This window comes from Methylobacterium frigidaeris (genome assembly GCF_022179185.1).
In the GTDB taxonomy this organism is placed as follows: Bacteria; Pseudomonadota; Alphaproteobacteria; order Rhizobiales; family Beijerinckiaceae; genus Methylobacterium; species Methylobacterium frigidaeris.
Map to the genome: position 1 here is coordinate 1 of NZ_BPQJ01000011.1, position 17,556 is coordinate 17,556.

General features: G+C 70.7%; 17 protein-coding genes. 7 read left to right on the top strand and 10 right to left on the bottom strand.

Features of this window, described 5'->3' with window-relative positions; all coding sequences use genetic code 11:
* A partial coding sequence (locus MFF64_RS13210; protein ID WP_369010715.1) for an EF-Tu C-terminal domain-related protein occupies nucleotides 1-413 on the top strand: 413 nt, incomplete at its 5' end.
* Nucleotides 414-918: 505 nt separating this feature from the next.
* Here the strand turns inward: MFF64_RS13210 and MFF64_RS13215 are convergent.
* Together MFF64_RS13215 and MFF64_RS13220 are read right to left on the bottom strand one after the other, a co-directional pair.
* Entirely contained in the window at nucleotides 919-2,286 is a 1,368-nt protein-coding gene (locus tag MFF64_RS13215; protein ID WP_099899934.1) for a PleD family two-component system response regulator, read from the bottom strand.
* 27 nt (nucleotides 2,287-2,313) lie between these two features.
* On the bottom strand, nucleotides 2,314-2,694 hold the full coding sequence (locus tag MFF64_RS13220; protein ID WP_093570411.1) for a response regulator: 381 nt from the start codon (nucleotides 2,692-2,694) through the stop codon (nucleotides 2,314-2,316).
* 135 nt (nucleotides 2,695-2,829) lie between these two features.
* Between MFF64_RS13220 and MFF64_RS13225 the strand changes: the two genes are divergently transcribed.
* Together MFF64_RS13225 and MFF64_RS13230 are read left to right on the top strand one after the other, a co-directional pair.
* Entirely contained in the window at nucleotides 2,830-3,114 is a 285-nt protein-coding gene (locus MFF64_RS13225) for a DUF3572 domain-containing protein (protein ID WP_238191158.1), read from the top strand.
* Nucleotides 3,111-4,448: a DNA polymerase IV gene (locus tag MFF64_RS13230; RefSeq protein ID WP_238191160.1), complete on the top strand. Its 1,338-nt coding sequence runs from the start codon at nucleotides 3,111-3,113 to the stop codon at nucleotides 4,446-4,448. The genes MFF64_RS13225 and MFF64_RS13230 overlap by 4 nt, the downstream gene beginning before the upstream one ends.
* 68 nt (nucleotides 4,449-4,516) lie before the next feature.
* Here the strand turns inward: MFF64_RS13230 and MFF64_RS13235 are convergent, their stop codons facing one another.
* Nucleotides 4,517-5,368, bottom strand: a complete 852-nt coding sequence (locus MFF64_RS13235; protein WP_099899936.1) for a cell envelope integrity EipB family protein — start codon at nucleotides 5,366-5,368, stop codon at nucleotides 4,517-4,519.
* A 552-nt stretch (nucleotides 5,369-5,920) separates the two neighbouring features.
* Between MFF64_RS13235 and MFF64_RS13240 the strand changes: the two genes are divergently transcribed.
* The gene (locus MFF64_RS13240; protein WP_099899942.1) at nucleotides 5,921-6,430 is read left to right on the top strand and encodes a GcrA family cell cycle regulator; all 510 of its coding nucleotides are present in this window, start codon (nucleotides 5,921-5,923) and stop codon (nucleotides 6,428-6,430) included.
* Between the two features lie 747 nt (nucleotides 6,431-7,177).
* Here MFF64_RS13240 and mtaB read toward each other — a convergent pair.
* A complete protein-coding gene (gene mtaB / locus MFF64_RS13245; protein WP_238191162.1) occupies nucleotides 7,178-8,410 on the bottom strand; it encodes a tRNA (N(6)-L-threonylcarbamoyladenosine(37)-C(2))-methylthiotransferase MtaB in 1,233 nt (410 codons plus the stop codon).
* Nucleotides 8,407-9,294 (bottom strand): diaminopimelate epimerase, encoded by an 888-nt coding sequence (gene dapF / locus MFF64_RS13250; protein WP_099901095.1) that lies wholly within the window; start codon nucleotides 9,292-9,294, stop codon nucleotides 8,407-8,409. The genes mtaB and dapF overlap by 4 nt, the downstream gene beginning before the upstream one ends.
* 234 nt (nucleotides 9,295-9,528) lie before the next feature.
* Between dapF and MFF64_RS13255 the strand changes: the two genes are divergently transcribed.
* Nucleotides 9,529-10,302, top strand: a complete 774-nt coding sequence (locus tag MFF64_RS13255; protein WP_238191248.1) for a GyrI-like domain-containing protein — start codon at nucleotides 9,529-9,531, stop codon at nucleotides 10,300-10,302.
* A gap of 206 nt (nucleotides 10,303-10,508) precedes the next feature.
* Here MFF64_RS13255 and MFF64_RS13260 read toward each other — a convergent pair whose 3' ends face one another.
* From MFF64_RS13260 to MFF64_RS13270, 3 genes are read right to left on the bottom strand one after another with little or no spacing between them, the layout of a single operon-like run.
* Nucleotides 10,509-11,108 (bottom strand): DsbE family thiol:disulfide interchange protein, encoded by a 600-nt coding sequence (locus MFF64_RS13260; RefSeq protein WP_425324391.1) that lies wholly within the window; start codon nucleotides 11,106-11,108, stop codon nucleotides 10,509-10,511.
* The gene (ccmD, locus tag MFF64_RS13265) at nucleotides 11,105-11,275 is read right to left on the bottom strand and encodes a heme exporter protein CcmD (protein WP_099905241.1); all 171 of its coding nucleotides are present in this window, start codon (nucleotides 11,273-11,275) and stop codon (nucleotides 11,105-11,107) included. The genes MFF64_RS13260 and ccmD overlap by 4 nt, the downstream gene beginning before the upstream one ends.
* Before the next feature lie 2 nt (nucleotides 11,276-11,277).
* Nucleotides 11,278-12,045 carry a heme ABC transporter permease gene (locus MFF64_RS13270; protein ID WP_099905249.1) on the bottom strand — a complete coding sequence of 256 codons (768 nt, stop codon included), beginning with the start codon at nucleotides 12,043-12,045 and terminating at the stop codon, nucleotides 11,278-11,280.
* A gap of 177 nt (nucleotides 12,046-12,222) precedes the next feature.
* Here MFF64_RS13270 and MFF64_RS13275 point away from each other — a divergent pair, with 177 nt between their 5' ends.
* Both MFF64_RS13275 and MFF64_RS13280 read left to right on the top strand, forming a co-directional pair.
* On the top strand, nucleotides 12,223-12,396 hold the full coding sequence (locus MFF64_RS13275) for a DUF1328 domain-containing protein (RefSeq protein ID WP_048450062.1): 174 nt from the start codon (nucleotides 12,223-12,225) through the stop codon (nucleotides 12,394-12,396).
* Nucleotides 12,397-12,441: 45 nt separating this feature from the next.
* The gene (locus MFF64_RS13280) at nucleotides 12,442-13,011 is read left to right on the top strand and encodes a GNAT family N-acetyltransferase (protein WP_099905243.1); all 570 of its coding nucleotides are present in this window, start codon (nucleotides 12,442-12,444) and stop codon (nucleotides 13,009-13,011) included.
* 103 nt (nucleotides 13,012-13,114) lie between these two features.
* On the opposite strand, the gene MFF64_RS13285 is transcribed toward MFF64_RS13280, so the two are convergent.
* Together MFF64_RS13285 and MFF64_RS13290 are read right to left on the bottom strand one after the other, a co-directional pair.
* Complete coding sequence (locus tag MFF64_RS13285) at nucleotides 13,115-15,997, bottom strand: EAL domain-containing protein (protein ID WP_238191164.1); 2,883 nt, start codon at nucleotides 15,995-15,997, stop codon at nucleotides 13,115-13,117.
* Nucleotides 15,998-16,162: 165 nt separating this feature from the next.
* Nucleotides 16,163-17,284, bottom strand: coding sequence for a UDP-3-O-acyl-N-acetylglucosamine deacetylase (locus tag MFF64_RS13290; RefSeq protein WP_099903638.1), 1,122 nt, complete (start codon nucleotides 17,282-17,284; stop codon nucleotides 16,163-16,165).
* Between the last annotated feature and the right edge of the window lie 272 nt (nucleotides 17,285-17,556).

A 17,556-nucleotide genomic window follows, 5' to 3' on the forward strand; every position in this document is an offset into this window, starting at 1 on the left:
GCGTGGAGATGTTCCGCAAGCTGCTCGACCAGGGCCAGGCGGGTGACAACGTCGGTGTTCTCCTGCGCGGCACGAAGCGCGAGGACGTGGAGCGTGGTCAGGTCGTGTGCAAGCCGGGTTCGGTGAAGCCGCACACGAAGTTCAAGGCCGAGGCGTACATCCTGACGAAGGAGGAGGGCGGTCGCCACACGCCGTTCTTCACCAACTACCGTCCGCAGTTCTACTTCCGGACGACGGACGTGACGGGCGTGTGCCAGCTGCCCGAGGGCACCGAGATGGTGATGCCGGGCGACAACGTGACGATGGACGTGACGCTGATCGTGCCAGTCGCGATGGAGGAGAAGCTGCGCTTCGCCATCCGCGAGGGCGGCCGCACCGTCGGCGCCGGCGTCGTCGCCTCCATCACCGAGTAAGTCGGACGACCATGGGTCCGGAGCCTGTCTCGGCTCCGGAGAGAGAAAGGGGCGGGTGCCACGCGGCACCCGCCCCTTTTCGCATTCTCGGGACAGGCTCGATTGAACCGCTCAGGTTTCCCGGCGGCTCCAACGTCCGAGAGGATGGAACCATGACGAAGCGAACAGCCCCGCTTCCCCCGAGGTGTGCGAGCGTGCGGCGCCGATGGTGCGCGAGAGCGAGCACGGCTCGCGATAGGCGGTCGGGTATGTCATCCTGGAGTGGGTCGACGGGTCCAACCACCGCCGCCTGCTCGCGCCGATCGGACGACATCCCTCGCGCCGAGGCCGACGCGCGTTGTCATGCCCAGGTCGGCGACAAGGCCCTGGCCGCCTGACACAGGACAAACGGCTGCCGAGAAACCCGGAGCGGTTCAGTCCACCCCGACATCCCCGGGGCTTCGCGACGCGGCCCCGGAATGATGACACGAAGGGGGGCAATTCCGTTGGGCGGGTAACCAGCCCCTCACGCCGCGACCGCGGCCACCACCCGGTTTCGCCCCGCCTGCTTGGCCTGGTAGAGCGCGAGGTCGGCGCGCTTCAGCATCTGCGCCGGGTCGTCGTCCTCCGGCTGGCGGGCCGCCACGCCGATCGAGACCGTGACGTCGATGGTGCTGGTGCCGCGCTGGACCTGGAACGCCGCCGCCTCGATCCGCTCGCGGATGCGCTCAGCGACCTGGCGTGCGGCATCGAGCCCGGTATCGGGCGCCACCACCACGATCTCCTCGCCGCCGAAGCGCGCCACCACGTCGATGCCGCGGGTCTGGGCCCGGATGCGGGTCGCGAATTCCCGCAGGACCTCGTCGCCGGCATCGTGGCCGAACCGGTCGTTGATCGATTTGAAGCGGTCGATGTCGAGGATCAGCAGGGCCACGGGCCGGTCCCGCAGGGACGGCTCGGAGAAGAGCCCGCCGAGGTAGCTGTCGAGGTAGCGCCGGTTGTGCAGGCCGGTGAGTCCGTCGGTGACCGCGAGGTCCATCGAGACCTGGACCGACTCGCGCAGCGAATGCGAGAATCGCCGGCGCTTCACCTGGGTGCGGACCCGGGCCACGAGCTCGTTGCGGTCGATGGGGCGGACCAGGTAATCGTGCACGCCGAGATCGAGGCCGCGCATGATCCGGGCGCGGTCGTGCGGATCGGCCATCATCACCACCGGCACGGTGCGGGTGCGGTCGAGGGAGCGGAGCTGGCTGCACAGGCGCAGGCCGTCGTGGCCGTCGAGGTCCAGGCTGACCAGCACCACATCGTAATCGCCGGCCTTGACCCGCTCCAGAGCCTCCTGCGGCGTGGCCACCGTCTCGACGCAATGGTACTGGCCCAGCGCCGCCGCGAGCCGCTCGGCGGAGGAGCGGCGATCCTCGACGATCAGCACGTTGGCATTGTGCCCGGTCTCCGCGGTAGCGGCCGCCAGCGGATCGCCGACCCGCGACGCCATGGCGCGGCTGCGCAATTCGTCGGTCACCGCCTTCAGGCGCACCAGGCTGCGCACCCGGGCCATCAGGGCGGTGTCGTCGATCGGCTTGGTCAGGAAGTCGTCGGCCCCGGCATCGAGCCCGCGCAGGCGGTCGCTCGGCTGGTCGAGGGCGGTCACCATCACCACCGGCAGGTGCGCCATGGTCGGCGTCGACTTGATCCGGCGGCAGACCTCGAACCCGTCCATGCCCGGCATCATCACGTCGAGCAGCACGATGTCGCACAGGCCCTTCTCGCACACCGCGAGCGCGTCGGGTCCGTTCATTGCCGAGACGACGTCGAAATACTCGACGGTCAATTTCGTCTCGAGCAATTTAATATTCGGAAAGAGGTCGTCGACGATGAGAACGCGTGCCGACATGGAAGGCCAGGCCCCTCTCAGCTCTGCTCAGCTCTGGCGCTCGTCGCCGACATAGGTGCGGACCGTCGCGAGGAACTTCGCGACCGAGATGGGCTTGGACAGGTAGGCCTCGCAGCCCCCCTCGCGGATGCGCTCCTCGTCACCTTTCATGGCGAAGGCCGTGATGGCGATCACCGGGATGCTCTTGAGCTCATCGTCCTCCTTGAGCCATTTAGTGACCTCGAGGCCCGACACCTCGGGGAGCTGAATGTCCATCAGGATCAGGTCAGGCCGATGCCGGCGCGCCAGCTCGATCGCCTCGATCCCGTTGGCCGTCTTGAGGGTCGCGTAGCCGTGAGCCTCCAACAGGTCGTTGAAGAGCTTCATGTTCAGCTCGTTATCCTCGACGATGAGCACCGTCTTCGTCATGGCTCACTGTCTCCGGCGCTCCAGCGGGCCGCGTCACACCCCGGCTGCGACCGGAACCGCAACACTGTTAAGCGGCACATGTTGATGAAACGCAAATTCGAAGGATTGGCCAGGGGGTCCGATCCCCGTGGCGGAGTGCTGAGTGAATCCGCCGCGGAGGCCCTGGGGGCCCGCGTCTTCGCCTACGTCACCGGCGAGCCCAGCCGATTGCTGCGGTTCATGGAGAGTTCCGGTCTCTCGCCGGTTGCGCTGCGGCAGGCGGCCGACAGCCCCGATCTCGTCGCCGGCCTCCTCGATCACGTGGTGGCGGACGAGGAGCTGCTCCTCGCCTGCGCCTCGGCGCTTGAGGTGCCGCCGGAGCGGATCACCCAGGCCTGGCGCCGTCTCGGGCCTCCGGACCCGGGCGAGTTCGGGGCGTGAGCGGACAGCCGCTCTGCCGCGATTGCGGGGCGAGCCCGCCGGGCGACGCCCCACGCTGCCGGGCCTGCGGCTCGCCACGCCTGCTCGCCCATCCCGAGCGCGATGCGCTGGCCATCGCGCACGTCGATTGCGACGCGTTCTACGCCGCGGTCGAGAAACGCGACGACCCCTCCCTGCGCGACCGGCCGCTGATCATCGGCGGGGGGAAGCGCGGCGTTGTCTCGACCGCCTGCTACATCGCCCGCATCCGCGGCGTGCACTCGGCGATGCCGATGTTCCGCGCCCTCGAGGCCTGCCCGGATGCGGTGGTGCTGCGGCCCGACATGGAGAAATACGCCCGGGTCGGCCGGCAGGTGCGGGCGATGATGCAGGCCCTCACGCCCCTGGTCGAGCCGGTCTCGATCGACGAGGCGTTCCTCGACCTCTCGGGCACCGCGCGGCTGCACGGGGCCGCGCCCGCCGTGACGCTGGCGCGCTTCGCCCGCGCGGTCGAGGCGGAGATCGGCATCACCGTCTCGGTCGGGCTCGCGCCCAACAAGTTCCTGGCCAAGATCGCCTCGGATCTCGAGAAGCCGCGCGGCTTCTCGATCATCGGCCGTGCGGAGGCCGAAGCCTTCCTGGCGCCGCGGCCGGTGCGGATCCTGCCCGGCATCGGCCAGGCCGCGGCCGAGCGCCTCGCGGCTTTGGGCATCCACCGGATCGGCGAGATCGGCCGGGTCGCGCCTGAGCGGCTGCATGCGGCGCTCGGGCGCGACGCCGCCCGCCTGCTGGCGCTGGCCCGCGGCGAGGACCGGCGCCCGGTGCAGCCGCGGCGGGAGACGAAGAGCATCTCGGGCGAGACCACCTTCGCGGAGGACCTGCGCGCCTTCGAGGCCCTGCGGCCGGTCCTGTGGCGGCTGTGCGAGACGGTGGCGCGGCGCCTGAAGCGGGCGGAGCTCGCGGCGGGCAGCGTGACCCTGAAGCTGAAGGACCGGGATTTTCGCCTGCGCACCCGCACCCGCTCGGGGCTGGCACCGACGCAGGTCGCCGAGCGGCTGTTTCGCCCGGCCGAGGCGCTGCTGCGCGATTCCTGCGACGGCACCGCCTACCGGCTGATCGGCATCGGGGCCAGCGACCTCTGCGACGCGGCCCATGCCGACCGAGGCGACCTCGCCGACGTCTCGGCCGTCCGTGACGCGAGCCGGGCGGCGGCGATCGGCGCCCTGCGCGAGCGCTTCGGTGCGGCGGCGGTGCAGCGCGGGCTCGGCTTCGCGCCGCAGGCCAAGGACCGGCAGGGCAAGGACCGGCAGGGCAAGGACCGGCAGGGCAAGGACCGGCAGGGCAAGGACCGATAGGGCGGGGGGCACGGCAAGGGCCGCCGGAGCGGGGGCCCTTGCCGACGGTCCCGGCCGCAGCCATGGCCCTACTTGCAGTCCTTGCTCTCCGGGGTGAGGTCGATGCGCGACAGCTCGCCCTTCAGCGAGAACTCGCCGTAATCGAGGCGTAGCGCCCCGCTGACGCCGTTCTCGTAGAGGTCGAAGGCGAGGACGTAGACCGGGGTCCGCTCCCCCTCTCCCGGCGAGAAGTAGCTCAGCGTCACGGGCCAGTGCGGCATCGCCGCCATCGCGCCCTCGCGCAGCGGCGCTTCGACCGGGGCCGAGGCGGGCTTCGGTGCGTCGGGCGTGACGGCATCGGGCTTTGCGGCGACGCGCTGCGGGCCGATCACCGCCAGGGTGTCATAGACCTTGCGGCCGTCGTCCGAGCCGTCGAACACCTTCACGGCGACGGTGGATTGCCCGGCCCGGGCGGCCTCGATCAGCCGCTTCATGTGGGCGGCCGGAAACAGAACCTCGCCCGGCACCGCCATCTCGCCGCGCTTGGGCTGCTTGAGGGTGATGTCGAGACCCTTGTCGCCGCGCTCGGCATTGCCGTCGACCGGGGCCGCCGCCTTGCCGTTGAGATCGGACTGGGTGCGGAAGCGGAAGCTGCGCCCGTCGCCGCTCTCGAAGGTGGTGTTGCGCAGGTCGGAGGTGCGGGTGCCGCTCTCCGAACTCTCCAGCACCGTCACCTGCCGGTACTGCAGGGCGAAGCCCTTGCAGGAATCGCCGGAGAAATCGAACACGATCCGGCCGCGGGCGCTGTCGACCGCGCGGGTGCCGGAACTGCCGGACAGCGACAGGTCATAGACGGCGCGATGGGGCGCGAGGTGCACGGTCTCCGCCGCCAGGACGGGCGACGAGAGCGCGAGCAGGACGCACGCGAGGAGTGATCGCATGAAGTCTCCCGGAGCGGCCGTCGGTGCTGACGTCGGCCCTGTGTGATCGTCTCAAGATAGGCCCCGCTCCGGCGCCCGGCAACGTTCCGGGTACGAGCCGATCGCAAGCCGTCCGGCCCCGGCCGTGGCAATGCGGCCACGCTTGCCGAAGACCGTATATACAACCGCTGGTTGCAATGCATCGCTGCGGCATTGCAACCTGAGTTCATGCCGCTCCCCGGTATGCCGCCACCCCGCGGGTTTTCCGGCAAGACCTTGATCAGTCATAATTATTCGGAATGACGACGCGGCGTGACCGGGCCGCGCGGCGAACCGGCGGCGCGACCCGCCCGGGTCTGGAGGCCCGGTCGCTCGCGGGGAAAAACCGACTCGGCGGGGGGCGGACTCTTGCGCGGGTGTTAGCCCGTCCTGTAGGTTCACCCCCGTCGCCACCGCTCCGGGCGTGGCGGCGATCACCAGCAGGATCGGACGGATTCAACGCGCGGTCGAACGGCGGGCCGCTCGCGGCTGCGTGCCGATTCCATAGGTGATGTCGGGGGATTGGAGGCGGCGATGATGGATGCGGGTCCGAGCTGGACGAAGGAACGCGTCGAGCTTCTCAAGCGGCTGTGGAGCGACGGCCGCAGCGCCAGCCAGATCGCCGCCGAGATTGGTGGCGTCTCCCGCAATGCGGTCATCGGCAAGGTTCACCGCCTCGGCTTGGCCGGACGCGTGGTGAAGGCCAATGGCGCCTCGCCGGCGGCTGGCCGCCGTCCGCGGAGCGACGCCGATTCCGCCGCCGAGACCCCGTCCGTGCTGGCCCCCGCGCCGCCGGCCCTCGCCCTGTTCCAGTCCGCTCCGCCCTCCGCGGCATCCGGACTGCCGGAGAGCTCCCGCGTCACCATCATGGAGTTGCGCGAGTTCATGTGCCGCTGGCCGATGGGCGACCCGTCCACGCCCGATTTCCGCTTCTGCGGCGACCGCGCGATTGCCGGCCTGCCCTACTGCACCCACCACAGCCGGATCGCCTACCAGCCCGCCGCCGAGCGCAAGCGCGACCGCAAGGTCGTCGGGTTCCGTTAGACGGCGTCTCAGCGAACGATCCGGAGGCGGCCTCGGGCCGCTTCCGCACTAATCCCTTCAACAGCCCGACGATATCGCTCGAATCCTAACGAATCATGTCCGGTGATTCGCTCGGAATGCCGCAGGCGACATCGTCCGGGATTGCTCGACGCCTCTGGCGGCCATCGAGTCAGTCAAGGTCCGCGCAGCAGAGCCCGACATCCATAGATGGATGGTCCCTTCTCGCAAGCGGACGATCCCGGTCAAGCTTTCGCGTCGCATCCGGATGTCCGGCCTCTGCTCAGCCATGAGGGCTGCGGCCAACCTGGTGGTGCGCGGCACGCTCTCCGATCAGAAGCGCGGCTCAGTCGACCACTCGTTTCATGTTGCACTCTCACCGGCGCCGCACAGGCTCCGAAATTCCGTGATCACCCCCCAACCGGCGACAGCGCCGGTCCAGCACCGACCCCAACCCCGGTCAGGCCGGGGTCAGGTCGTAGCTCCCCGCTCACCGGAAGACGCCAGGCGATCCGCGTCAGGAGACATGGATATTGGGCCGGCGCGGACGCCCTTGGGTATCCTGACGCCCGGGCGCGAATCCGAGGCGACGCGCCGGCGCGGTCAGGCAGGTCGGTGAGCAAGGAGCCCGAGAGCACGGCCAAGGCCGGAGCAGGATGAGGGGCCCCGGGGACCGGGACGCGCCCATACATGAGGTCGGGGTGGGATAGAGTCGACCGTCGTTCTTGCACCGCTCACGCGGAAGACTGGTTACGCCGCCCGCAACACCTGCCCGTCATGACCGGCGATCCGCAGATCGACGAGCATTCCCGCCTCCACCCCCTCCCGCAGCCGCACCGGCAGGAACCCTTCCGTCCGACCGAGCCCGCCGCGCTCGGCCAGCACCCGGCGGGTCTCCCCCACCTCGCGGTCGAGACGGCGGGCGAAGGCGGCGGCGCCGGCCTCGCGCAGGCGCGCGGCGCGGTCGCGGATCTCCGCCGGGGCGACCTGCGGCATCCGGGCGGCCGGCGTGCCCGGGCGGGGCGAGTAGGGGAAGACGTGGAGTTGCGCGAGACCGCATTCCTCCACGAGGTCGAGGGAGCGGGCGAACTGCGCCTCGGTCTCGGTCGGGAAGCCGGCGATCAGGTCGGCGCCGAACACCGCGTCGGGACGCAAGCGCCGGATCGCGGCGCAGAAGCGGATCGCGTCGTCCCGGCCGTGGCGGCGCTTCATGCGCTTGAGGATCAGGTCGTCGCCGGCCTGGAGCGAGAGGTGGAGATGCGGCATCAGCCGCGCCTCCTCGGCGAAGGCCGTGACCAGCTCCGGATCGGCCTCGACGGAATCGATCGAGGACAGGCGAAGGCGGTCGAGGTCGGGCACCTCGCGCAGGATCGCCCGCACCAGGGCGCCGAGCGTGGCGCCGCCGAGGTCGCGGCCATAGGCCGTGAGGTCGACGCCGGTCAGAACGACCTCCCGGGTGCCCTGCGCTACCAGGGCGCGAACCTGCGCCACGGCCGCCGCCACCGGCACCGAGCGCGAGTTGCCGCGGCCGAACGGGATGACGCAGAAGGTGCAGCGGTGGTCGCAGCCGTTCTGCACCGGCAGGAAGGCGCGGGTGCGCGCCCTCATCGGTACGGCGTCCGGCAGCGGATCGGCGCCGGGGGCCATCACGTCGTCGATCCGCACCCGGTCGGGGGAAGGAGCGGTCCAGACCGCCGGGTCGAGCTTGCGGCGGTTGCCGAGGATCTCGGCGACTTCCGGCATGGCGGCGTAGGACTCGGTCTCGACCTGCGCGCCGCACCCGGTCACCACCACCCGCGCCGCCGGGTTGGCCCGGGCGGCGGCCCGGATCGCCTTGCGGGCCTGCCGTCCGGCCTCCGCCGTCACCGCGCAGGTATTGACGAGGACGAGGTCGGTGCGGCCCGCGTCTTCCGCCTGCCGGCGCATCGCTTCCGATTCGGCGGCGTTGAGGCGGCAGCCGAAGCTCAGGACCTCGATGCTCACGCGGCCGCCTCGAACAGGGACGGCGCGAAGGTGCCCTCGTGCTCCAGCTCGGTCGGGCCGGTCATGCGGACGTGGTCGTCCTCGCCCCAGGCGATGCGCAAGTCGCCGCCGGGCAGCGTCACGGTGGCCTCGCGGCCAGTGAGGCGCAGGCGGGCGGCCGCGACGAGGGCGGCGCAGGCGGCGGTGCCGCAAGCGCGCGTGAGGCCGGCGCCGCGCTCCCAGACCCGCAGGCGGATGCGCGCGCGGTCGATCACCTGGGCGAGGGAGATGTTGGCCCGATCCGGGAAGATCGGGTGCGATTCGAGCAGCGGGCCGATCCGGCCGAGGTCGTAGGTCTCGGGGTCGCGCCCGACGAAGAACACCGCGTGCGGGTTGCCCATGCTGACCGCGCCGGGCGAGTGCAGCACCGGATCGTCGATCGGCCCGACCTGCAACTCGATGCGGCGGGTATCGGGGAACGGCTCGGCGAGCGGAATTTCGTTCCAAGCCAGCCGCGGCGCCCCCATGTCGACGGTGAAATCCACGGGCGACACGCGCACGACCTCGAGGAGCCCGGGCCTGGTCTCGAGAACCAGGTGCTCGCCCAGCGTCGGGCGGGCCATGACCGGATCGTCGAGCATCGCCCAGGCGACGCAGCGCGTGCCGTTGCCGCAGGCGCCAGCCTCCGAGCCATCGGTGTTGTAGATCCGCACGAACGCGTCGGTGCCCGGGGTGACGGGATCGTGCAGCACCATCATCTGGTCGAAGCGCGATGCCGGGTCGGCCGCGATGGCGCGGGCCTCGTCCGGTTGCACCCGAGTGTCGCTCCCGCGCAGGTCCAGCACCACGATCTCGTTGCCGAGTCCGTTCATCTTCAGGAAGCGGCGATGGGCGAGGGGGGACACGGGCAGGACTCTCCGAGAAGCACCGCTCAGATGGGGACCGGGTGGTGTATGGACCAGAACCGGCCGGCAGGCGAGCCGACCGGACCTCGGCATGAGGACCGCGCCCTCACGCTCTCGCGATGAGCCCGCAACGGCTTTGCGCTTGACGCGTTCGATCCGGCCGGCGATGCCGACCCACGCCAAAGCCGGCCGGCCCTGCCGGCCCACGCCAAAGCCCGGAGCGCCCCGCCCGTGATGAAGACCCGCTTCCCGACGATCGCGATCGGCCTCGCCGCGTCCCTGGCCTGCGGGGCCTCGGTGTTTGCCCAGCAGCCCACCCCGGCGCCATCGCCGGCACCCGCGCCTTCACCGGCCGCCCCCCCGGCCGGCACCCCGTCGCCGGCGCAGTCGACCCCGCTGCCGACCACCACGGCGCCCGGTCCCGGCCCGGGGCCGAATCAGGCGCCGACTCCGCCCGCGCCCGAGAAGGCGCTCCCGCCCGCGACCCCTGTGCCGCCGACCGCCGGGCGCCCGCCGCTCGTCGCCAATCCGGGCGACCCGTCCGACGTCGACGAGGTGACGTTGCCGGCCAAGCCCGCCGCGATCCTGTCCGGCACGGCGAAGTGGGACCAGGCGCTGCCGAGCCTCAGGGACGCCATCGCCAAGGTCGAGGCGGCGCTTGCGGGAGCCGGCATCAGGGCGAACGGCAAGCCGATCTCGGTCTTCACCCGCACCGACGACGACGGCTTCCAGTACGAGGTGATGGTGCCGGTCGAGGCCGCCCCGAACCCGCGTCCCGCCGGCCTGCCGGACGACCTGCGCTTCGGCGCCACGCCGAGCGGCAAGGCCCTGCGCTTCACCCACAAGGGCTCCTACGAGGGCATCGACCAGACCTACGAGACGGTGACGGCCTATCTCGACGCCAAGGGCATCCTCGTCCAGGACGCCTTCGTCGAGGAGTACCTGACCTCCCTCGCGAGCCCGTCCGACGAGGCGCTCGAGGTCAATATCTACGCGCTGCCGAAATAATCCGGGTCCGAAAACGGCTCCTCCCCTTTCCCGCACGACCGGAGCGTCAGCGGAGGGAGATCCGGGACCAGCAACGAGACTTCGCTGAGCGTCCGTGTGTCTGCACGTCGCAACATACGGAGCCGCTTTGCGGCACTTCTCTCCCGGATCCCGGATCTCCTTGCACGTCGTTTCAGTCCTCCGGGACAGGGGCGCTCGATGCGCTCCTATTTCATCGCCCGCACCCGGGCGAGGAACGCGTCGTAGTTCTCGGGCGTCAGGATGCCGACGAGCTTCTCGCGGATGCGCCCGTCCGGCCCGATCACGAAGGTCTCCGGCACGCCATAGACCCCGAGATCGATGCCGACGCGGCCGGTCTCGTCGGCGCCCACTGCCCGGAACGGATTGCCGTGGCGGCCGAGGAAGCGGCGGCCGTTCTCGGGCTGGTCCTTGTAGTCGATGCCGACGAGGTTCACTCCGTCGCGGGAGAGCCGCACCAGCATCGGATGCTCGACCTGGCAGGGCGCGCACCACGACGCCCAGACGTTCAGCACCGTCACCTTGCCCCTGAGGTCGGCGGCCGTCAGGCCCGGCACCGCGACGCCGTCCTGCGTCAGTCCGGGCACCGGCGGCAGGGTGAAATCGGGCACCTGGCGGCCGATCAGGGCCGAGGGGATGGCCGAGGGGTCGTAGCCGGTGGTGAGGAGCTTGCCGAGGAAGATGCCGGCGAGCGCCGCGAAGGCGAGGAGCGGCAGCAGGAACAGCAGCCGGCCACGGCGCGGCGTCTCCTCATTCTCCTCGAGCGGATGCACGGGGGCGTCGCTCACCGGCGGCCCCGCGATGATTCTTGTTTCCGGGGCTCTTGCGCCAGCCGGGCGAGGGCCCGCTCCTGCGCCCGCCGGTCGAGGAGCGCATGGGCAACGAGCCCGAGGATCACCAGGGCGGTGAAGCCGTAGGCACCGAGGATGAAGGCGGCGTGGGGCCCGAGATCCATGCTCAGGCCGCCTGTGGTGCCAGCAGGGCGGCGTCGAGCCGCTCGGCCTCGAGGATTGCCAGGGTGCGCACGCGCCGGCGCAGGATCTCGGTGCGCATCGCCTGGAGGTGCAGGGCGATGCCGAGCACGGAGGCGGCGGCGATCATCACCAGCAGGGGATAGAGCATGGTCGGGTGGATGGTCGGCCCGCCCATCCGGAGGATCGAGGCCGGCTGGTGCAGGGTCGACCACCAGTTCACCGAGAACTTGATGATCGGCAGGTTGACGGCGCCGACGAGGGTCAGGATCGCGACCGCCCGGGCGGCCCGGTTCGGGTCCTCGATGGTTCGCCACAGGGCGAGCAGCCCGCAATAGATCAGGAACAGCACCAGCATCGAGGTCAGGCGCGCGTCCCAGACCCAGTAGGTGCCCCACATCGGCTTGCCCCAGAGCGAGCCGGTGACGAGGCAGATCAGCGTGAAGGCCGCACCGATCGGGGCGGCGGCGCGCTGGGCGACGTCCGCCAGGGGATGACGCCAGATCAGGGTGCCGAGCGCCGAGACCGCCATGGCGCCGTAGAAGAACACCGCCATCCAGGCCGCCGGCACGTGGATGTACATGATCCGCACCGTCTCGCCCTGCTGGTAGTCGGGCGGGGCTACGAACCAGGTCAGGTACTGGCCGACGGCCAGCAGCACGAGGGCGAGGCCCGCCACCCAGGGCAGGAGAGCCCCGGACCAGCGCATGAAATGGCCGGGCTGCGCCAGCCGCGTGAGACGACCCATCGGCATCATGGGCTTCATGGCATCCGTCGACATCGGCGAGGGTGTAGCGCGCGGGCGCCCGCCGGGGCAATGCGGACGAACGGCGCAGACGAGGGCGGCCGATGGGGGTGGACGGTCCGGAACGAAGCGTGGCGGTGCCGGTTATCGCAGCGACTTTTCGCAAGGCGCCGGAGTGCTCCCACCATGTTGAAATGGGCGATCATCTTCTTCGTGATCTCGCTGGTGGCCGGTGCGCTCGGCTTCACCAACGTGGCTTCCGGCGCCCGCGGCATCGCGCGGCTGCTGTTCGGGCTGTTCCTGGTGATCGCGGTGGTGATCGTGATCGCTGCGGTGCTGCTCGGCCAGGCGGTGTTCTAGGCCGGTCGCTGCGCTCCCCCGGTGCGTGGCGCCGGGGGAGGGGGAATGGCCTGCACGATGCGCCCAGCTTTGCGGGACGATGCGGCGGAGATCAGCCGCGTCGTCCTTTGCGCGTTGCACGAGAGCAATGCGCGCGATTACGGCCCCGAGACCATCGCGCAGGTCGCCCGAGGCTTCACACCCGAGCGGGTCGCCGCGATGACCGCCGAGCGGCAGGTCTTTGTCGCGATGGATTCCGGCCGCCTCGTCGGCACGGCGAGCCGCGACGGCGCGATCGTCCGCGCCGTCTTCGTCGCCCCCGACGCGCAAGGCGAGGGCATCGGCCGGGCTTTGATGGCTGCGGTCGAGCGGGCGGCCGAAGCAGCGGGCGTCGCCGCGCTCACCCTGCAATCGTCCTTGACGGCAACGGGCTTCTACGACCGGCTCGGCTATCGGCCCGTGCGGGAGAACCTGCACGGCGAGGAGCGGACGATCGTCATGGAGAAGCGGCTGGTGCGCGGGCAGGTGGGCGCGTTGTCCCGACTGTCCGGCAGCACGCCACACGACAGTGGCGGATGCGCATGCCGACAGGCTTGCGGCTCATCGAAGGCCAACCCCTCTCCTGGCCGGCTGTAGCGTCAGCGGAAGGAGATCCGAAAAAGGACGAAGCGCTTGACGCGGGGCCGCTGCGTCCCGGCCACCGCGTCACTCACCATCGTGGACCGTGATCCCGCATCTCTCACGCCGCTTCCGGCGCCGCCCCCACCAGCTGGCGCGCCTGCAGGATCGACATCGGCTCGCCGAAGGCGAAGCCTTGCGCGTAGTCGCAGCCGATCTCGGCGAGCGCCAGGGCATCGGCCTCGGATTCCGCGCCCTCGGCAATGATCTCGAGCCCGAGTTCCTGCGCCATCCGGACGATCGAGCGCAGGATGCCGGAGCGGCCGTTCGCCATCTGGCGCACGAAGGAGTGGTCGATCTTGATCGTGTCGAAGGGAAAGCGCTGCATGTAGGTCAGCGCCGAATAGCCGGTGCCGAAATCGTCGAGGCACAGGCCCGCGCCGAGCTCGTGGATCCGGGCCAGCATCTGGGCGGCGTATTCCGGGTTCTCCATCACCAGCGCCTCGGTCAGCTCCAGCTTGAGCGAGCCGGGGACGACGCCGGTGCGGGCGAGCACGGTCTTCACGTCGTGCAGGAGGTCGTGGCGCAGGAGCTGGCGCGAGGACAGGTTGACCGAGGCGAAGATCGGCGGCTCGACCACCAGCGCCTGCTGCCAGGCGGCAAGCTCCGCGGCGGTGCGCTCGAGCGCGAAGACGCCGAGATTGACGATGAGCCCCGATTCCTCCGCGATCGGCAGGAAGACCTGGGGGGCGACGCGTCCGAGGCGCGGGTGGTCCCAGCGCAGAACCGTCTCGAAACCCGCCACGGTGCGGTCCTCCAGGCGCACGATCGGCTGAAAGAGCACCTTGATCTCGTTGCGCTCCAGCGCCCGGCGCAGGTCGCTCTCCAGCAACATCCGCTCGCCGCGGTCGGAGCGCATGGTCGGGCGGTAGACCTCGATCCGGTCGCCGCCCTGGCGCTTGCCGTTGATCATCGCCAATTCGGCGTTCTTCACCACGTCGTCGCGCTTCACCACCGCGCCCGCCTCGTGCAGGGCGACGCCGATCGAGGGCGTGAGGAAGATCTCCCGGTCGGCATAGGTGATCGGCGTGGTGATCGCCCGGCGGATGCTGTCGGCGAAGGCGATGATCCGGTCAGGGTCGCGCTCGGAGAGCAGGATGATGGCGAACTCGTCGCCGCTGACCCGGGCCAGGGTATCCTGCGGCCGCAGCAGCCGGTTGAGGCGGCGCGACAGGGTCAGCAGGATCGAATCGCCGGCCGAGAGCCCGATCGCGTCGTTGACCTGCTTGAAGCGGTCGATGTCGACCACGAACAGCGTCGGTTTGAGGCGTGGGTCCTGGCTCGCGAGCGCCAGGGCGGCATCGAGCCTGTCGTTGAACAACTCGCGGTTCGGCAGGCCGGTGAGGTTGTCGTGGACGGCATCGTGCAGCAGCCGCTCCTCGGCGATCTTCGCCTCGGTCACGTCCGCGATAGTGCCGACGATGCGCACCACCTCGCCGTCGGTGCCGATCACCGGCCGCGCCTTGAGGCGGAACCAGTAATAGGGACCTGCCGCCGAGCGCAGGCGGAAATCCTGGGAGATGCGGCCGCGGCGCTCCTCGATCACCGTGTCGAGGGCGGCCGAGTAGCGCTCGACGTCGAAGGGATGGAGGAGGGAGAGCCAGTTCGCCTGCGGCCCCTCCAGCGCGCCGCGCTTGAGGCCGAGCTGCCCCTCGATCTCCGGCCCGGCGAAGACCCGGTCGCCCGGCACGTCCCAGTCGAACACCACGTCGCCGGCGCCGGTGAGCGCCAGCGCCCGGCGCTCGGTGTCGGAGACCAGGCTGTTGCCGATCCCGCCGCCCGCGAAGGCGTGCTGGAGCACCGTGAAGCCGATCAGCATCACGATCAGCACCAGGCCGCCGATCAGGGCCGGCTGGACGAGGTCGTTGTGGAGCTGGCCGGTGATGGCGAATCCCGCCGCCACCACCCAGGCGAGCAGCAGGAGCCAGGTCGGGATCAGCAGGATCGCCCGGTCGTAGCCGTTGTGGATGGCGAGGTAGACCACCAGCAGCAGGCCGACGCCTGCTACGGTCGCGATCGAGATCCGGGCGACGCCCGCCGCCACCGGCGGATCGATGACGGCCAGGCCCACGAGGCCGCCGAGGAACAGGAGCCAGATCAGCGCCACGTGGCTGTAGCGCACGTGCCAGCGGGCGAGGTTGAGATAGGCGAACAGGAACACCAGCAGCGTGGCGCCCAGGACCGCCTCGGCCGAGGCACGGTAGATCCGCTCGGCGGCCTCCGTGACCGGGAAGATGCGCTGGAAGAACCCGAAATCGATGCACGCATAGGCCAGCACCGCCCAGGCGAGCGCCGCGGCGGCCGGGAAGATGATGGCTCCCTTGACCACGAACACGATGGTCAGGAACAGGGCGAGCAGCCCGGCGATGCCGATGATGATGCCCTTGTAGAGGGTGAGGCCGGTCGCCTTCTTGCGGTAGGCGTCCTGGTCCCAGAGATAGACCTGCGGCACGTTGGGGGTGCGCAGCTCGGCCACGAAGGTGACGGTGGTGCCGGGATCGAGGGTGATGACGAACTGGTCGGCGTCCGGGCTCTCGTCGCGCTCGGGCCGGATGCCCTGGCTCGCCGTGATGGCAGCGATGCGCGAGCCGCCGAGATCGGGCCAGACCACCCCGGAGCCGACGAGGCGGAAATGCGGGGCCACCAGCAGGCGGTCGATCTGCTCGTCGGTGTCGTTGGTGAGCGCGAACACCATCCAGTCCGGCCGCGCCCCGGTCTCGCGCGCCTTCACGGCGATGCGGCGCACGATGCCGTCCTTGCCCGGGGCCGTGGAGATCTGGATCAGGTCGCCGTCGGAGCGGTAGCGCTCGATCGCCGGGGTGAGGTCGATGGCCTGCGAATCGAGGGTGACGCGCACGGCCTCGACCGCGCGGGCCTCCGGCGCGGCGAGGAGCAGCCCGGCGAGGGCCGCGAGGCAGGCGAGGACGAGTGAGAGCGTGCGCAAGCTTCGGCGTCTTCCGACCGGACAGGGACGGCCACGGGGCGGCTCGGGGAGGTGCCGGACCGTACTGACGCCCAAGCTTCCGGGCAAGGCGGAGGCCCCGGATCTCCCCTGCCGCCCGCGAGTGCGGCCGTCGTCAGGCTTCGATCGCTCTGCTTTGCGGCCAAATCAAGTTGCGCGGATCGCTCCGCGATCCGTGACGGTGCCGAGGCCGGACGGGGCGGCGTCAGCCAGCGATACCATCTCCCAGCATTCCGGATGACGCATCAGCTCGGTGAGGAACGCGAAGGTCAGTGCGTGAGTCGGGCAGTTCGCCACGATGCGTCCCAGGATCGGCCGTCCGGCGAGGCCTAAATCGCCGACGAGGTCGAGGATCTTGTGCCGCACCGGCTCGTCGGGAAAACGCGCGCCGCCGAGCACCCGTCCCCCGAGGAGGATCGCGACCCGCCCTGGACGCGCACCCCGCAGCAGCGGCTCGCGGTCACGGGGATGCATCCGCCCTTGCGTCTCCGGACAGATCGAGCGCCGGCATTCCGGCCGCGCCGGTGCGGGCGCGAGGCCGCCGCACACGGTCTGCGAATCGAAGGATCGGGCCCAGAGCCTGTCCCGGATCGGGCAAGGCAGGAGCGTCCGGGCGAGGCGGGTCTTGAGCAGGGTGCGCCAGATCAGCGAGGCGTTGCCGAAGCTGCGGCTCGGGGCGATCTCGGTGCGGAACGAGGCCGGATCGATACGGCCGGACCAGCGCAGCACGCCGAAGCCTGGCAGCCGGTCTGTGCTGACGTCGACGCTGAACGCCTCGGCCGGCTCGGCGCGCAGGAAGCCGTGCAGGCCGTCGACCTGGAACGGGGCGCGGATGCGCAAGGCCTGGCGCGGCCGCTCCTGCGGCACCCGACCGGCGGCATCGATCAGCGCGCACCAGCGCGCGGCCGAGCCGTCGAGGATCGGGATCTCGGTTCCCTCGACGGTGATCGCCGCATTGTCGATGCCTGAGGCCGCGAGGCTCGCCATCAGGTGCTCGATGGTGCGCAGCTTGCGCCCCTGGCCGATGTCGAGGGCGGTGCTCATCCGGCTCGCGACCCAGCCGGCGGTGCCGGCCGGCACCTCGGTGTCGATCCCCGAACCGGGGCAGCGCACGGCGAAGCGGATGCCGTGGCCAGGGGGCGCCGGCGCCAGGGTGACGCGGGCGACCCGGCCGGTATGCAGCCCAGGCCCGCGCACCGACATGCTCCGGCCCAGCGTCGCTTCGCGCCGCGCGCTGTCCGCCGCGTGAGCGGCGCCCTCGCACCTCATCTCGTTCGCCCGACCGTTCCGCCGGCCGTAGCGGCCGTCGTCTGCTGTTCCCCTGGGGCCGGCGCGGTTGTTCCGTGGGCAGGAGGGCTGAGCCGCCAGTCTCCTCGACCCCGGGACTTGGGCCGCGCAGGACCCGCTCTCAGCGCTCGCGCGCTCGATTGCAGGTTGGTTCTACGGAGACTTGAGGGGCGCCGACATTCGACCGTTCGGCCTAGTTCAAGCGGCAGGGACGGCAGACGAAACGTCTTGCTGCACGCGGGACATTGCCGATT

Excerpts from the sequence above, each read along its gene's own strand:
- MFF64_RS13215 (WP_099899934.1), bottom strand. The coding sequence starts at position 2,286 with ATGTCGGCACGCGTTCTCATCGTCGACGACCTCTTTCCGAATATTAAA.
- MFF64_RS13220 (WP_093570411.1), bottom strand. The coding sequence starts at position 2,694 with ATGACGAAGACGGTGCTCATCGTCGAGGATAACGAGCTGAACATGAAG.
- MFF64_RS13235 (WP_099899936.1), bottom strand. The coding sequence starts at position 5,368 with ATGCGATCACTCCTCGCGTGCGTCCTGCTCGCGCTCTCGTCGCCCGTC.
- MFF64_RS13240 (WP_099899942.1), top strand. The coding sequence starts at position 5,921 with ATGATGGATGCGGGTCCGAGCTGGACGAAGGAACGCGTCGAGCTTCTC.
- MFF64_RS13255 (WP_238191248.1), top strand. The coding sequence starts at position 9,529 with ATGAAGACCCGCTTCCCGACGATCGCGATCGGCCTCGCCGCGTCCCTG.
- ccmD (WP_099905241.1), bottom strand. The coding sequence starts at position 11,275 with ATGGATCTCGGGCCCCACGCCGCCTTCATCCTCGGTGCCTACGGCTTC.
- MFF64_RS13270 (WP_099905249.1), bottom strand. The coding sequence starts at position 12,045 with ATGCCGATGGGTCGTCTCACGCGGCTGGCGCAGCCCGGCCATTTCATG.
- MFF64_RS13275 (WP_048450062.1), top strand. The coding sequence starts at position 12,223 with ATGTTGAAATGGGCGATCATCTTCTTCGTGATCTCGCTGGTGGCCGGT.
- MFF64_RS13280 (WP_099905243.1), top strand. The coding sequence starts at position 12,442 with ATGGCCTGCACGATGCGCCCAGCTTTGCGGGACGATGCGGCGGAGATC.
- MFF64_RS13290 (WP_099903638.1), bottom strand. The coding sequence starts at position 17,284 with ATGAGGTGCGAGGGCGCCGCTCACGCGGCGGACAGCGCGCGGCGCGAA.